Origin of the sequence: Chromobacterium piscinae, assembly GCF_021129175.1 — a bacterium.
Classification (GTDB): Bacteria; Pseudomonadota; Gammaproteobacteria; order Burkholderiales; family Chromobacteriaceae; genus Chromobacterium; species Chromobacterium piscinae.
In genome coordinates this window covers 1-14,481 of record NZ_JAJOHV010000102.1, presented here as the reverse complement: position 1 = coordinate 14,481, position 14,481 = coordinate 1, and the positions used below count along the sequence as shown (strand labels likewise).

At 68.5% G+C, this 14,481-nt stretch carries 14 protein-coding genes; 4 read left to right on the top strand and 10 right to left on the bottom strand.

The window, feature by feature from the left end; translation table 11 throughout:
• Positions 1-337: thiamine phosphate synthase (locus LQR33_RS21235; RefSeq protein WP_231470331.1), on the top strand; the 337-nt coding region annotated here is incomplete at its 5' end.
• Here LQR33_RS21235 and LQR33_RS21230 read toward each other — a convergent pair.
• From LQR33_RS21230 to zwf, 6 genes are all read right to left on the bottom strand, one after another.
• Complete coding sequence (locus tag LQR33_RS21230) at positions 324-698, bottom strand: hypothetical protein (RefSeq protein WP_231470329.1); 375 nt, start codon at positions 696-698, stop codon at positions 324-326. The genes LQR33_RS21235 and LQR33_RS21230 overlap by 14 nt on opposite strands.
• Positions 699-851: 153 nt before the next feature.
• Complete coding sequence (gene pgi, locus LQR33_RS21225; RefSeq protein WP_166438771.1) at positions 852-2,495, bottom strand: glucose-6-phosphate isomerase; 1,644 nt, start codon at positions 2,493-2,495, stop codon at positions 852-854.
• A gap of 11 nt (positions 2,496-2,506) precedes the next feature.
• Positions 2,507-3,355, bottom strand: coding sequence for a transcriptional regulator HexR (gene hexR, locus LQR33_RS21220; protein ID WP_021478900.1), 849 nt, complete (start codon positions 3,353-3,355; stop codon positions 2,507-2,509).
• Complete coding sequence (locus tag LQR33_RS21215; protein WP_231470328.1) at positions 3,348-4,391, bottom strand: glucokinase; 1,044 nt, start codon at positions 4,389-4,391, stop codon at positions 3,348-3,350. The genes hexR and LQR33_RS21215 overlap by 8 nt, the downstream gene beginning before the upstream one ends.
• Positions 4,372-5,049, bottom strand: a complete 678-nt coding sequence (gene pgl, locus LQR33_RS21210; protein ID WP_231470327.1) for a 6-phosphogluconolactonase — start codon at positions 5,047-5,049, stop codon at positions 4,372-4,374. Before pgl ends, LQR33_RS21215 begins: the two co-directional genes overlap by 20 nt.
• Position 5,050: 1 nt before the next feature.
• Complete coding sequence (gene zwf, locus LQR33_RS21205) at positions 5,051-6,529, bottom strand: glucose-6-phosphate dehydrogenase (RefSeq protein ID WP_166438774.1); 1,479 nt, start codon at positions 6,527-6,529, stop codon at positions 5,051-5,053.
• Positions 6,530-6,787: 258 nt separating this feature from the next.
• On the opposite strand from zwf, the gene edd reads away from it, so the two are divergent.
• Together edd and LQR33_RS21195 are read left to right on the top strand one after the other, a co-directional pair.
• A complete protein-coding gene (gene edd / locus LQR33_RS21200) occupies positions 6,788-8,620 on the top strand; it encodes a phosphogluconate dehydratase (protein ID WP_231470326.1) in 1,833 nt (610 codons plus the stop codon).
• Positions 8,621-8,684: 64 nt separating this feature from the next.
• The gene (locus LQR33_RS21195; RefSeq protein ID WP_231176463.1) at positions 8,685-9,311 is read left to right on the top strand and encodes a bifunctional 4-hydroxy-2-oxoglutarate aldolase/2-dehydro-3-deoxy-phosphogluconate aldolase; all 627 of its coding nucleotides are present in this window, start codon (positions 8,685-8,687) and stop codon (positions 9,309-9,311) included.
• A 45-nt stretch (positions 9,312-9,356) separates the two neighbouring features.
• Here the strand turns inward: LQR33_RS21195 and LQR33_RS21190 are convergent, their stop codons facing one another.
• A complete protein-coding gene (locus tag LQR33_RS21190; protein ID WP_231470325.1) occupies positions 9,357-10,259 on the bottom strand; it encodes a LysR family transcriptional regulator in 903 nt (300 codons plus the stop codon).
• 111 nt (positions 10,260-10,370) lie between these two features.
• Between LQR33_RS21190 and LQR33_RS21185 the strand changes: the two genes are divergently transcribed.
• Positions 10,371-11,588, top strand: coding sequence for an MFS transporter (locus LQR33_RS21185; RefSeq protein ID WP_221667510.1), 1,218 nt, complete (start codon positions 10,371-10,373; stop codon positions 11,586-11,588).
• Here LQR33_RS21185 and LQR33_RS21180 read toward each other — a convergent pair.
• The 3 genes from LQR33_RS21180 to LQR33_RS21170 form a co-directional block, all read right to left on the bottom strand.
• Positions 11,543-12,322 (bottom strand): EAL domain-containing protein, encoded by a 780-nt coding sequence (locus tag LQR33_RS21180; protein WP_231470324.1) that lies wholly within the window; start codon positions 12,320-12,322, stop codon positions 11,543-11,545. The two genes, LQR33_RS21185 and LQR33_RS21180, sit on opposite strands and share 46 nt — an antisense overlap.
• Before the next feature lie 140 nt (positions 12,323-12,462).
• Positions 12,463-13,227, bottom strand: coding sequence for a DeoR/GlpR family DNA-binding transcription regulator (locus LQR33_RS21175; protein ID WP_166438780.1), 765 nt, complete (start codon positions 13,225-13,227; stop codon positions 12,463-12,465).
• 72 nt (positions 13,228-13,299) lie between these two features.
• The coding region (locus LQR33_RS21170; RefSeq protein WP_269326302.1) for an NAD(P)/FAD-dependent oxidoreductase at positions 13,300-14,481 on the bottom strand (1,182 nt) is incomplete at its 5' end.

Below are 14,481 nucleotides of genomic sequence, written 5' to 3'. Positions count from 1 at the left end.
CGTCCGGCTGGGCGCGGACGCGGTGGTGGGCGCGTCCTGCTACGACCGCATCGAACTGGCGCGCGCGGCGCTGGCCGCCGGGGCCAGCTACGTCGCCTTCGGCGCGGTGTTTCCGTCGCGGACCAAGCCGAACGCGGCCGCCGCGCCGCTGTCGCTGTTCGCCGAGGCGGCGGCGCTGGGCGCCAACGCGGTGGCGATAGGCGGCATCGCGCCGGACAACGCGGCGCGAGTGGTCGAGGCCGGCGCGGACGCGGTCGCGGTGGTGGGGGGAATATTCGAAGCGGCCGACGCGGCGGCCGCCGCGCGGGCGCTGGCGGGCCTGTTCACAGCACGATGATGTCGGCCAGCCGGTAGCTGCCGGCGCGGTCTTCCTGGCAGAAGGCGCGGGCGCGCACGGTGACGGCGCGGCCTTTCAGCCTGGCCATGTCCTGCTGGCTCAGCGCCAGGCTGCGCATTTCCTGCTTGCCGCAGGCGCCGTCGTCGTCCAGCCGCAGCGGGTGGTCCAGCTTCAGGTGATAGGCCTGGAACAGCGTGCCTTCGGCCTTGCTGCCGGAGCGCACGGGACCGATCACTGTGCCATGCAGGGTCAGGGGGGCGGCGGAATCGCCGTTTATGCGGAAAACCTGGCCGGCGGCATGGCCGGCCAGGCTGCTCGCTAGCATGAAGCCGGCCAGCGCGGTACTGCAGAGCTTACTCATCCCGATGAATCTACCAGTCCATTATTTTTTTCAGACTTGTGCCGCCATTTCACCAGCGATTCATCTGTCCGACAATCAGGGATATCCCGACGTTGGCCAAATAAAAAAGCTCCCGCCTGATGACGGAAGCTTTTTTCGATGCCGGCGGAGGGCTCAGCCGTTGACCTTGCGGTACAGCTGGATCAGCCGGCGGGTGGAGCTGTCGTGCTCGGCCTGGTCCAGCTTGCCGGTCAGCTCGGCGTGGATGGTCTTGGCCAGCTGCTTGCCCAGCTCCACGCCCCATTGATCGAAGCTGTTGATGTGCCAGATCACGCCCTGGACGAAGATCTTGTGCTCGTACAGCGCGATCAGCGAGCCGAGGTTGCGCGGGTCCAGCCGGCTCATCAGCAGGGTGTTGGTCGGGCGGTTGCCGTCGAACACCTTGTGCGGCACCAGATCGTCCAGCGCCGCGCCCTTCAGCCCCTGCTCCGCCAATTCGGCGCGCGCCTCGTCGGCGGTCTTGCCGCGCATGAAGGCTTCGGCCTGGGCGAACACGTTGGCCAGCAGGATTTCGTGATGGCCCGGCAGGCTGGAGCGGTTTTCCAGCGAGGCGATCAGGTCGATCGGCGAAATGTGGGTGCCCTGGTGCAAGAGCTGGAAGAAGGCGTGCTGGCCGTTGATGCCGGTCTCGCCCCAGATGATGGGCGCGGTTTCAAAGTCGACCGGCTGGCCGTCCAGCATGGTCTTCTTGCCGTTGGACTCCATGTCCAGCTGCTGGATGAAGGCCGGCAGCCGGTGCAGGTACTGGTCGTACGGCGCGATGACGTGGCTGCCGCCGCCGTAGTAGTTGATGTACCAGACGCCTATCATCGCCAGCAGCACCGGCATGTTCTGCTCGAACGGCGCGTTCATGAAGTGCTGGTCCATGATGTGGGCGCCGTTGAGCAGCTCGGTGAAGTTCTCTTCGCCCAGGTAGAGCATGATGGGCAGGCCGATGGCCGACCACAGGCTGTAGCGGCCGCCGACCCAATCCCAGAATTCGAACATATTGGCCGGGTCGATGCCGAAATCGGCCACCGCCTTCTGGTTGGTGGACACGGCGACGAAGTGCTTGGCCACCGCCTTTTCGTCGCGGGCGCGGGCCAGGAACCACTCGCGCGCGGTCAGCGCGTTGGTCAGCGTTTCCTGGGTGGTGAAGGTCTTGGACTCCACCACGAACAGCGTGGTCTCCGGGTGCACCTTCTTCAGCGTTTCCTTCAGCTGCGCGCCGTCGACATTGGAGACAAAGTGCATGTTCAGCCGCGGGTGGCCGAAGGGCTTCAGCGCGCTACAGACCATCAGTGGGCCGAGGTCGGAGCCGCCGATGCCGATGTTGACGATGTCGGTGATCGGCTGGTTGGTGTAGCCCAGCCAGTCGCCGGAGCGCACCGCGTGGGCAAACTTGCCCATCCGCTCCAGCACCGAGTTGACCTTGGGCATCACGTCCGCGCCGTCGACGCGGATCGGCGAGTTGGTGCGGTTGCGCAGCGCCACGTGCAGCACCGCGCGGTCCTCGGTGCGGTTGATCTTCTCGCCCTTGAACATCGCCTTGATGCGCGACGGCAGGCCGGCTTCGCGCGCCAGCTCCATCAGCCCCAGCAGCGTGGCGTCGGTGATGCGGTTTTTGGAATAGTCGAGGAACAGTCCGCCCACTTCCAGCGAGTAGCGTTCGGCGCGGCCGGGATCGGCGGCGAACAGATCTCGCATGTGCAGGTGCTTGGCCTCGGCGAAATGGTCCCACAGGGATTGCCAGGCCGGCAGTTCGGTCAGTTCACTCATGATGTCTCGTCCTATTCCTGTTGTTTATTGTCCAGCCTGCGGTTCTTCAGGCTGTGCTTGGTCTTTTCCAGCTGGCGGATCAGGCCCGGACCGCGGCGCAGCGCCACGCTGACGGTCAGGATGTCGATCTGCACCAGGTGCACGATGCGCGAAATCATCGGGCTGTAGGTTTCGTTGTCTTCCAGCGTGTCGGCGATCAGGGACACGGTGGCGCGGCGCGCCAGCGGCGAGCCGCTGGTGGTCAGCGCGATCACCTTGGCGCCGGAGGCCAGCGCCACGTCCACCGCGTCCAAGAGCTCCATGGTGCGGCCCGAGCTGGAGATGGCCACCAGCACGTCGTCCGGGCCCAGCACCGACGCCGCCATCATCTGGATGTGGGTGTCGGAATAGGCGACGGTGGGGATGCCGAAGCGGAAAAACTTGTGCTGGGCGTCGGCGGCGATGATGCCGGAGTTGCCCAGGCCGTAGAACTCGATGCGGTTGGCGTCGGTCAGCAGCCGCACCGCCGCTTCTATCGCCTGCGGATTGACGTCGTTGCGGCACTTCAGCAGCGCCGACACGGTGTTGTCGAACACCTTGGCCACGATCTCGGACGTCGGGTCTTCCGGCCGCACGCTGGAATGGACGTAGGGCACGCCGGTCACCAGGCTGCCGGCCAGCTTCAGCTTGAAGTCGGGCAGGCCGGAGCAACCGACGGTGCGGCAGAAGCGGATCACGGTGGGCTGGCTGACGCCGGCGTTCTTGGCGATCTCGGCGACGGCGGCCTGGATCACGGTGTACGGCTGCTCCAGCACCAGATCGGCCACCTTGCGTTCGGCCGAGGACAGCTGTTCCAGCTGGCCGCGAATGCGATCAAGCATGCATGTCTCCTGCGGTGCCGCCGCGAGGATGGGTGGTCGTGTCCACCGGGGCCGGGTCGCGCGGCGCCAGATGGTCCGCCAGATGGGCGGCCACGCCCGGCAGGGCCGGGTAGGCGCTGGTGATCAGGTAAACCGGGATATCGGCCAAGTAGGCCGACATCCGCCCCTTGTCCTCGAAACGGCGGCGAAATGGGGATTGTTCAAAAAAACCGCTCAAACGCGGCACAATACCACCACCTATGTATACCCCGCCACGGGCACCGAGCGTCAGGGCCAGATTCCCGGCCGCGGAACCCAGCAGTCCGCAGAAGATTTCCAGCGTTTCGCGGCAGCGCGCGTCGGCGCTGGACAGGCCGCGGGCGCTGACTTCGGCCGGCGCCAGATCGAGCTCTTCCGCGCCGTCCAGCGCGCACAGCGCCCGGTGCAGCAGGCTGAGGCCGGAGCCGGACAACAGCCGCTCGTGCGACACGTGGCCGAAGCGGGCCGAGACATAGCGCCAGATGCCGACCTCGCGCTCGTCGGCCGGCGCGAACGAGGTATGGCCGCCCTCGCCGGACAGCGCGCGCCAGCCGCCGGCGTGCGGCACCAGCGCCGACACGCCCAGCCCGGTGCCAGGGCCGATCAGCGCCAGCGGCGAGTCAGGCCGCGGCTCGCCGCCGCCTATCCTTGAGAGCTCGCCGCGCGGCAGCCTGGGCAGGGCCAGCGCCAGCGCGGTGAAATCGTTGAGCAGCAGCAGCGTGGTCAGGCCCAGCGCGCGGCGCGTCGCTTCGATGGAAAACGTCCAGTGGCAATTGGTCATCGCCACCTGATCGCCGTTCAGCGGATTGGCGATGCCGATCGCGGCGTGGGCGACGCGGCGCGCGCCGACCTGGGCCAGATAGTCGCGCAGCGCGTCCTCCAGCGTCGGGTAGCGGTCGTTGGACAGCGTCAGGATGTCTTCTATCACCCCAGGCGCGGTTTCCAGCGCGAAGCGGGCGTTGCTGCCGCCGACGTCGCCGAGCAGCCGCGGCCAGGCTTCAGGCAGACCAGTAGACATCGAGCGGCACCTTGTCCTGGGCCAGGAAATGGCTGATCGGCAGCGCGTCGTCGGGGCCGGCGGCGGCGGCTTCCAGCACTTCGCGCTTCTTCGCGCCCTGGATGGACAGGATCAGGCAGCCGGCTTGCAGCAGCGCGGCGTAGCTCAGCGACACCCGGCGGTGCGGCGCGGTTAGCGGCGTCACCGCCAGGAAGGGCGACGGATTGGCCGGGTCCAGGCCGGCGGCCAGTTCCGGCGCGCCGGGGAACAGCGAGGCGGTATGGCCGTCCTCGCCCATGCCCAGGATGGCGACGTCCGGCGCGATGAAGTCGCGGTTGTCGGCCGCCACTTCGGCGTCGATGTTGGCGACGGCGCGCACCAGCGGCAGGAAGCGGGCGATCGCGGCGCGGCCCTGCAGCAGGTGTTGGCGCACCAGCGCGCCGTTGCTGTCGGCGTGGTCGGGGGCGACGAAGCGTTCGTCCACCAGGCTGACGGTGACGCGCGCCCAGTCTATCGCCATCTCGGACAGCAGTTTGAACAGCGGGATCGGCGACTTGCCGCCGGATACCGCCAGCGCCGCGCTGCCGCGGCTTTCGATGGCCGCCGCCAAGCGGGCGGCGACGCTGTTGGCTAGCGCGTCGGTCTGCTGCGCGGCGTCGGGGAATTCCAGCCAGTTCATGTCAGCACTCCTCGTGCCAGCTGATGCCGTCGCGCGACAGCAGCGCGCTGGACGCGGCCGGGCCCCAGCTGCCGGCGGTGTACTGTTTGGGCGGGCTGTTGGTGCTGGCGGCCCAGGTGTCCATGATCGGCTCCACCCAGCGCCAGGCCTCGATCAGCTCGTCGCGGCGCATGAACAGCGCCAGCTTGCCGCGGATCACGTCCAGCAGCAGGCGCTCGTAGGCGTCGGCGCGGCGCACCTTGAACGCCTTGTAAAAGTCCAGGTCGAGGTAGGTCGGCTGCAGGCGCATGGTGTCGCCCGGCTCCTTGGCCAGGAAGTACAGGCGGATGCTTTCCTCGGGCTGCAGGCGGATCACCAGCCGGTTGGCGTGGTGGCTGCCGCCCAGCGGGCCGGAAAACACCTGGTGCGGCACGTCGCGGAAGTTGATGACGATTTCGGCCAGGCGCTCCTGCATCCGCTTGCCGGTGCGCAGGAAGAAGGGCACGCCGGCCCAGCGCCAGTTGTCGATCTCGGCCTTGATGGCGACGAAGGTCTCGGTCTGGCTGCCTGCCGGGATGCCGTTTTCCTGCTGGTAGCCCACCACCGGCTGGCCGCCGCTGGCGCCGGCCTTGTACTGGCCGCGCACGGTCTTGGCGGCGACGTCCTGCTCGGCGAACGGGCGCAGCGCCTTCAGCACTTTCAGCTTCTCGTCGCGGACGGCGTCGGCCTCCAGATTGGCCGGCGGCTCCATCGCCACGATGCACAGCAGCTGCAGCAGGTGGTTCTGCACCATGTCGCGCAGCGCGCCGGTGCCGTCGTAGAAATCGCCGCGGCTGCCGACGCCCAGTTCTTCGGAAATGGTGATCTGCACATCGTGGATCCATTCGCGGCGCCACAGCGGCTCGAACAGCGCGTTGGCGAAGCGGATCGCCATCAGGTTCTGCACCGACTCCTTGCCCAGGTAGTGGTCGATCCGGTACAGCTGCTCTTCCTGGAAGAAGCGGGCGACGTCGTCGTTGATCTCGTTGGACGAGGCGAGGTCGGTGCCCAGCGGCTTCTCCAGCACCACCCGCACATTGGGGCGGTTGAGGCCGACGGCGGCCAGGTTCTCGCAGATGCCGGCGAAGAGATTGGGCGCGGTGGCCAGGTAGCACACCACCACCTTGCCGGCGTCGTCGCCGATTTTCTCGGCCAGGGCCGGGAAGTCGGCGGCCTGGGAGGCGTCGACGCGCAGGTAGTCGATGCGGCTACAGAAGCTCTGCCAGGCGGCATCGTCGAAGTGCGATTTGATGTGGATGCGGGACTGCTTTTCGACGGAAGCCAGGTAGTCGTCGCGGCTCAGGTCCTTGCGGCCCAGCGCCAGGATGCGGCCTTGCTCGTTGAGCAGGCCGGCGGCGTGCGCCTGATACAATGAAGGCAGCAGCTTGCGCATCACCAGGTCGCCGGCGCCGCCGAACAGCACCATGTCAAAGGCCGGAGTAGGGGTAGAACGAGTCTCCATCCTGATCTTCCATCTCGTTAAGTGTATTAGATGTAGTTATATTACCATTCGCCATCGTGCTGTCTACGTCGGTACAGACGATGTGGCCGCTTTTGCAACACCATTTGCCTTGGCGCAAAAAACGGCTATTTCCGCTGGAAATCCTTGAGAAGAAATAGGATAGTCGCCTTGAGCCGCCACGGGCGGCGCGTAGCGAACCTTGCATTTTGAGTGTAGTAAAACTACCATCAGTTTCAAATCCAATTACGGAATGTCATCATGGCCTTGCATCCCACCCTGTCCGCCGTCACCGACCGCATCGTCGCGCGCAGCCGCGCGCGCCGCGACGCCTACCTGGCCCGCGTGCGCGCCGCCGCCCAGCAGGGCCGGGTGGAGCGCGCCCAGCTGTCGTGCACCAACCTCGCCCACGCCTTCGCGGCGATGCCCGACACCGTCAAGATCCACCTGAAGGAAGAGTACCGGGCCAATCTGGCGATTGTATCTTCCTACAACGACATGTTGTCGGCCCACCAGCCGCTGGCCGCGTTTCCGGCCTGGCTGAAGGAGGCGGCGCTGTCGGCCGGCGCCACCGCCCAGTTCGCAGGCGGCGTGCCGGCGATGTGCGACGGCGTGACGCAAGGCCAGCCAGGCATGGAGCTGTCGCTGTTCAGCCGCGACGTGATCGCGATGAGCACCGCCGTCGCGCTGTCGCACCAGATGTTCGACGCCGCGCTGTATCTGGGCGTGTGCGACAAGATCGTGCCGGGCCTGATGATAGGCGCCCTAACCTTCGGCCATCTGCCGGCGGTGTTCGTTCCCGCCGGCCCGATGACCACCGGCATCGCCAACGACGAGAAGGCCAAGGTGCGCCAGCTGTACGCCGAAGGCAAGGTTGGCCGCGACGCGCTGCTGGAGTCCGAGTGCCAGTCCTATCACGGCCCCGGCACCTGTACTTTCTACGGCACCGCCAACTCCAACCAGATGCTGATGGAGATCATGGGCCTGCACCTGCCGGGCGCCGCCTTCGTCAACCCGAACACCGCGCTGCGCGAGGCGCTGACCCGCGCCGCCGCCGTCCAGGGCGCGAAGATTGCCGCCCAGGGCGAGCAGTTCACCCCGGTGGGCGAGATGATCGATGAGAAATCCATCGTCAACGCTATCGTCGGCCTGCTGGCCACCGGCGGCTCCACCAACCACACCATGCACATCGTCGCCATCGCCCGCGCCGCCGGCATCGACGTCAACTGGGACGATTTCGACGAACTGTCGGCCGTGATCCCGCTGCTGGTGCGCGCCTACCCCAACGGCAAGGCCGACGTGAACCACTTCCATGCCGCAGGCGGCATGGGCTTCGTGATCCGCGAGTTGCTGTCCGCCGGCCTGCTGCATGAGGACGTGGGCACGGTGATGGGCCGCGGCCTGTCGCATTTCACCCAGGAGCCGTGGCTGGACAACGGCGAGCTGAAGTGGCGCGACGCGCCGGCGGTCAGCGGCGACGACAGCGTGCTGCGCCCGGCGTCCAACCCCTTCTCCGCCGACGGCGGCCTGAAGCTGATGGCCGGCAACATCGGCCGCGCGGTGATCAAGGTGTCGGCGGTGAAACCGGAGCATCGCGTGGTGGAAGCGCCGGCGGTGGTGTTCCACGACCAGAACGACATGCTGGCGGCGTTCAAGCGCGGCGAGCTGGAAAAAGACTTCGTCGCGGTGATCCGCTTCCAGGGCCCGCGCGCCAACGGCATGCCGGAGCTGCACAAGCTGACCCCGGCGCTGACCATCCTGCAGGAGCGCGGCTTCAAGGTGGCGCTGGTGACCGACGGCCGCATGTCCGGCGCGTCCGGCAAGGTGCCGGCCGCCATCCACGTGTCGCCGGAAGCGTTGTCCGGCGGCGCCATCGGCAAGGTCCGCGACGGCGACCTGATCCGCGTCGACGCGCACACCGGCGAGCTGTCCGCGCTGGTGGACGCCGCCGAGTGGGCGGCGCGCGAACAGGTCCAGGTCGATCTGTCGCACAACGATTACGGCATGGGCCGCGAGCTGTTCGCGGTGTTCCGCCACGGAGCCGACGAGGCCGAGGCCGGCGCGATGAGTTTCCGCCATCCGGCCTGGAACTGAGCGCGGCCCGCATAATTCAGCAAGGCGGCGCGGACTGAGCGCCGTCCGCCAACAGGAGATAGAAATGGATGCATTGTCTGTACTGCGCCAGGGCCCGGTGGTTCCGGTGATCATCGTCAATGACGCCGCGGTGGCGGTGGACCTGGCCCGCGCGCTGGTGGACGGCGGCATCAAGGTGCTGGAAGTGACGCTGCGCACCAAGGCCGCGCTGGCGGCGATGCGCCGCATGCGCGACGAAGTGCCGGAAGCCATCGTCGGCGCCGGCACGCTGCGCAACCGCGCCCAGCTGGAGGCGGCGGTGGACGCCGGCGCCCAGTTCGGCATCAGCCCGGGCTTCTCCGGCGAGCTGGCCTCGGCCGCGCGCGCGTCCAGCCTGACGCTGATTCCCGGCATCGCCACCCCGTCGGAAGCGATGTGGGCGCAGGATGAAGGCTTCAACACGCTGAAGCTGTTCCCGGCCGAGGCGGTAGGCGGCGTCAAGCTCTTGAAGTCGCTGGCCAGCCCCTTCCCGGACCTGCGCTTCTGCCCGACCGGCGGCATCGACATCAAGAAGGCCCCGGAATACCTGGCGCTGCCCAATGTGCTGGCCGTCGGCGGCAGCTGGCTGACTCCCGACGATGCCATCGCCGCCCGCGACTGGGGCCGCATCACCGCGCTGGCACGCGAGGCCTGCCAGCTGAGCGCCGGCTAAGCGCCCCGCTGCCGCTGCATCGATGCCGCCCACGGGCGGCATTTTTCATTGACGTTCTTCGGCTGCCGGCGCGAACACCCGCTCGGCCATGTGGTCGATGAAGGCGCGCAGCCGCGGCGGCATCGCCGGCGTCGCCGGCCACAGCAGATACATGTTCCCGCTGCGCGCCACCGCGGGCGCGTCCAGCCGCACCAGCGCGCCGGCGGCCAGTTCGCGCCGGACGGAGAAGTCCGGCAGGCAGACGATGCCCATGCCGCGCGCGGCCAGCTCGATCAGCGCCTCGCCGGTGTTGCAGCTGGCGCTGACCGGCGGCGACGCGTCCTCCCCCTCGGCGCCCACCAGCGGCCACGGCAGCAGCTTGCCGCTGTGGGGCAGCCGGTAATGCAGGCAGCGGTGGCGTTGCAGATCGCGCGCGGTCCGCGGCGCGCCGTATTCGGCCAGATAGCCGGGCGAGGCCAGCAGCCGCATGCGGTAGCTGCCCAAGCGCCGCGCGGCCAGCCGGGAGTCGCCGGGCTCGCCGCCGCGCACCACCACGTCGAAACCCTCGCCTATCACGTCCACCAGCCGGTCGCTGTAGTCCAGGTCCAGCGCCACTTGCGGGTAGCGGCGCATGAAGTCGGCCAGATGCGGCGTCAGCAGGCCGCTCTCGTGCGGCACGCCCACCTTCAGCCGGCCGCTGGGCGTCGCCAGGCCCTGCTGCAACTCGCGCTCGGCGGCTTCCGCCTCTTCCAGGATGCGCAGGCAGCGCGCCAGGTATTGCTGCCCTTCGGCGGTCAGCGCCAGCCGCCGCGTGCTGCGGTGGACCAGTCGCGCGCCCAGCCGCTGTTCCAGCCGCGCCAGCCCCTTGCCCACCGCCGACGCCGACAGGCCCAGCTGCCGGCCGGCCGCCACTAGGCTGCCCTGGCGCGCGATCTGGGCGAACAGCTCGATTCCGCTCATTCGGTCCATGATTTTTCCATGATTACGGAAATAGATTCCGTTATAAGCGGCATGCTAGCCCATTTATCCGTCATGAGCGCGCTTTTAGCATCGGGGGTTTCAACCCTAAGGAGCTTCGCCATGCCGACAACCACAGCGCATCCCGAACGCCGCGGCGCGCCGCCGCTACCCGCCGCCATCTATCTGCTCGGCCTGTGCATTTTCGCGATGGCCACTTCGGAATTCATGGTGGCCGGGATGATGCCGTCGCTGGCCTCGGCCTTCCACGCCTCGTTGGCCGAGGTCGGCAATCTGGTGTCCGCTTTCGCCGCCAGCGTGGTGGTCGGCGGGCCGCTGCTGACCTGGCGGTTGCGCGCGGTCCGGCGCAAGCCGGCGCTGCTGGGCCTGCTGGCGGTGTTCCTGATCGGCCAGCTGATCGGCGCGACGGCCGACGGCTATCCGCAGATGCTGGCGTCGCGCATCGTCTGCGGCGTCGCGCAGTCGGCCTTCTTCGGCGTGGCCCTGGCGCTGGCCGGCGAGCTGGTGGGCATGGACCGCATCGCCCGCGCCGCCGGCCTGGTGCTGAACGGCCTGATGTTGGCTTCGGTGGCCGGCCTGCCGATGGCGACGTTGCTGGACCGGCACTGGGGCTGGCGGCCGGCGTTCTGGCTGGTGGCGGCGTTGGTGGGGCTGGCGATGCTGGGCATCGCCGCGGCGGCGCCGGCCGGAGACAAGCCCGCTGGCCAGGAGGCCGGCGTGGAATGGCGGGCGCTGGCGCGGCCGGCCTTGTGGGCCGCCTATCTGTCCAGCGGCCTGATCATCGGCGCGGTGTTTGCCGTTTTCACCTATCTCGCGCCGCTATTGCTGCGCGTCAGCGGTTTTTCCCCGGCGATGGTGCCGCTGCTGTTCGGCGTCTACGGCGCGGCGACGGTGCTGGGCAATCTGGTCACCGGCCGGCTGGCCGACCGCCACACCCGGCGCGTGCTGCAGGGCGGCGTCCTGACGCTGCTGCTGGTGATGCTGGCTTTGGCGCTGGGCGCGCAATGGCAGGCGCTGGCCGTGGCCGGGGTGTGCTTGCTGGGGCTGGCCGGCTTGCCGATGAATCCGGCGATGGTGGCGCGGGTGGTGCGAGCCGGCGGAACGGGGCCGATGGTGAACAGCTTGCATATGGCGGTGGTGAACCTGGGGCTGATGTTCGGCGCTTGGGCCGGCGGCCTGTGCCTGGACGCCGGGTGGGGATTGCGCGCGCCGCTGTGGCTGGGCGCGGCGCTGGCGCTGCTGGCCTGGCTCAGCCTGGGGCTGGACCGGAGCGGCTACAGCTGGCGGACCACCGCCAGCTCGCCCGGCCTGCCCAGGTGATAGCCCTGGTACAGCTCCACGCCCAGCGCGCGCATCGCTTCCAGCTGTTCGGCGGTTTCTATTCCTTCCACCAGCATCCGGCTGCCGATCTGCCAGCCGAATTCCAGCAGCGCCGGCAGCCTTTGCGTCTGGCCGGCCATGTGGTCCAGCAGCAGGCTGCGGTCTATCTTGATGATGTCCGGGCTCAGTTCGCCCATCCTGTCGCGGCGGGAGGGCAGCGCGCCGAAATCGTCCACCGCCAGGCCGAAGCCCATTTCCGCCGCGTGGCGCATGCCGTTCAGCAGCGGCTGGCCATGGTGCTCCACTTCGAACTCCGGCAGCTCGAAGATCACGCCGCCGCTGTCCAGCTCCACGCTTTGCAGCATGCTGGTCAGCAGCGGCAGGTGGGTGCGGCCGCTCTGGTCTTCCTGCACGGTGGCGGGCATCAGGTTCAGGCACAGGCAGCCGCCCTGGCCGCTCTGGGCGAAGTTGCGCACGTGGATCAGCCGCGCCAGGCGGTCGGCCTCCAGCGCCAGGTCCGGCGTCAGCGAGGCGAGGAAGCGGTCCGGCGCCAGCCACTCGCCGCCTTCGTCCACCACGCGCAACAGCGCCTCATGGCCGAACAGGCTGCCGCCCTTGTAGAAGATGGGTTGGAACGCGCTCAGCAGGCGGTAGCCGGCCAGGCTGGCGCAGTAGCGGCCGGAAGCGTCGCGGTACAGCATGCTGCTCGCCTGCGCGCCAAGAGTGGGCTGCATGGCGCACCTGCCTTGGAGAGGAATCGATGCTTCAGCATAGCAAAATCACGTAGCGGAATAAGACGCGCTAACAAAATCTTGCAGAGTATTCCGGCCCGCGGAGCCGTTGTCTTTCCGGCCTTGGGGCCGGCGGCAGGCGTTCATTCCGCCAGGTGCAGCTGGGTGCCGGATTCCTGGATGACGCGGGCGATGGCCGGCGGCACCGGCTTGTCGGTGAACAGCGCGGCGATCTGCGACAGCCGGCCCAGCTCCACCAGCGCCGGACGGTCGAACTTGCTGTGGTCGGCGGCCAGGAACACCTGGCGGGACTGCTGGATGATGGCCTCGGTGGTGCGCACCTCGCGGTAGTCGTAATCGCGCAGCGTGCCGTCGGATTCGATGCTGGACACGCCGATGATGCCGTAGTCGACGCGGAACTGGCGGATCATCTGCACCGTCGCCTCGCCGGTCAGGCCGCGGTCGCGCTTGCGCAGCGAGCCGCCCAGCACGATGACTTCGCAGTCCGGGTAGTCGCACATCTGTTCGGCCACGTGCAGATTGTTGGTGATCACCCTCAGGCCGCGGTGGCGGTGCAGCGCCTTGGCCACTTCTTCGGTGGTGGTGCCCAGGTTGATGAACAGCGAGGCGTTGTCCGGGATGTGGCGGGCGACGCAGGCGGCGATGCGGCGTTTTTCCTCGATGCACAGCACCTGCCGCGCCTGGTAGGCGACGTTCTCCACGCTGGACAGCACGCTGGCGCCGCCGTGGTAACGCTGCAGCAGCTGGTGTTCGGACAGCAGCGCGATGTCGCGGCGTATGGTCTGCCGGGTAACGGCGAAATGGTCGGCCAGCTTTTCCACGCTGACGTAGCTCTCGCGCTTGACCATGTCCAGCAGTTCTTGTTGACGTTGATTCAGAATCAGCATTCTTGTTGTTTCTCCGCGTATTGCGGCTGATTGTAAGCGATTTGCATCCGCGCCCGTCAACGCCCGGCCGGGCTAGCCCAGCAGCCGCGCGCGGGTCTCCTCGGCGATGGCGAGGCAGCTGGTCAGCCCCGGTGACTCAATGCCGAACAGATTGACCAGGCCCTTGGCGCCGTGGACCGCCCGCCCCTGGATGACGAAGTCGGCGTCCGGCTCGCCGGGGCCGGCGATCTTGGCGCGGATGCCGGCATAGCCGGGCGTAAGCGAGCCGTCCGGCAGTTGCGGCCACCAGGCGCGCACCGCGTGGTAGAAAGCGGCCGCGCGCGCCGGGTCGACGTGGTAGTTGACGCCGTCCACCCATTCCACGTCCGGGCCGAAGCGCGCCTGGCCGGAGAGGTCCAGCGTCAGGTGGCTGCCCAGGCCGCCGGCTTCCGGCAGCGGGTAGATCAGCCGCGAGAACGGCGCCAGGCCCTGCAGCGAGAAATAGACGCCGCGCGCGTAGCGGGCTTTCGGAACCGCATCGACGGGCAGGCCGGCGATGGCGCGGGCGAGGTCGGGCGCGAACAGGCCGGCGGCGTTGACCACTTTGTCCGCCAGCAGCTCCATGCCGGCGACGCGCAGCACGATGCCGTCGGCGGTGACCGCGCCGCCCTCCACCGGCGATTCCAGCGCCAGCTGCGCGCCGGCGGCTTCGGCGTCGCCCAGCAACGCCAGCATCAGCGCGTGGCTGTCGACGATGCCGGTGGACGGCGACAGCAGCGCCGCCTCGCAATCCAGCGCCGGCTCCAGCGCGCGGGCCTCGGCGGCGGAGAGCCGGCGGATGTCGTCCACGCCGTTGGCGCGCGCCTGTTTTTCCAATGCATCCAGCCTGGCCAGCTGGCCGCGGCGGCTGGCGACGATCAGCTTGCCCAGCCGCCGGTGCGGCACCGCCCGCTCGGCGCAATAGCGGTACAATGCGTCCCGCCCGGCCACGCACAGCTTCGCCTTCAGGCTGCCGGCCGGATAGTACAGGCCGGCGTGGATCACCTCGCTGTTGCGGCTGGACGCGTGCTGGCCTATCGCCCGCTCCGCTTCGACGATCACCACCTCGCGCCCGGCCTCGGCCAGCGTTTTGGCGACGGCCAGGCCGACCACGCCGGCGCCGATCACTACCGTGTCTATCCTGTCCATCGGCCTGTCCTCATGCCTGGGCGCGCCGCATCGCGACGCGGTTGCGCAGCCCGGCCGCCGCCTCGGCGCGCAGTTGCTCGGCCAGCG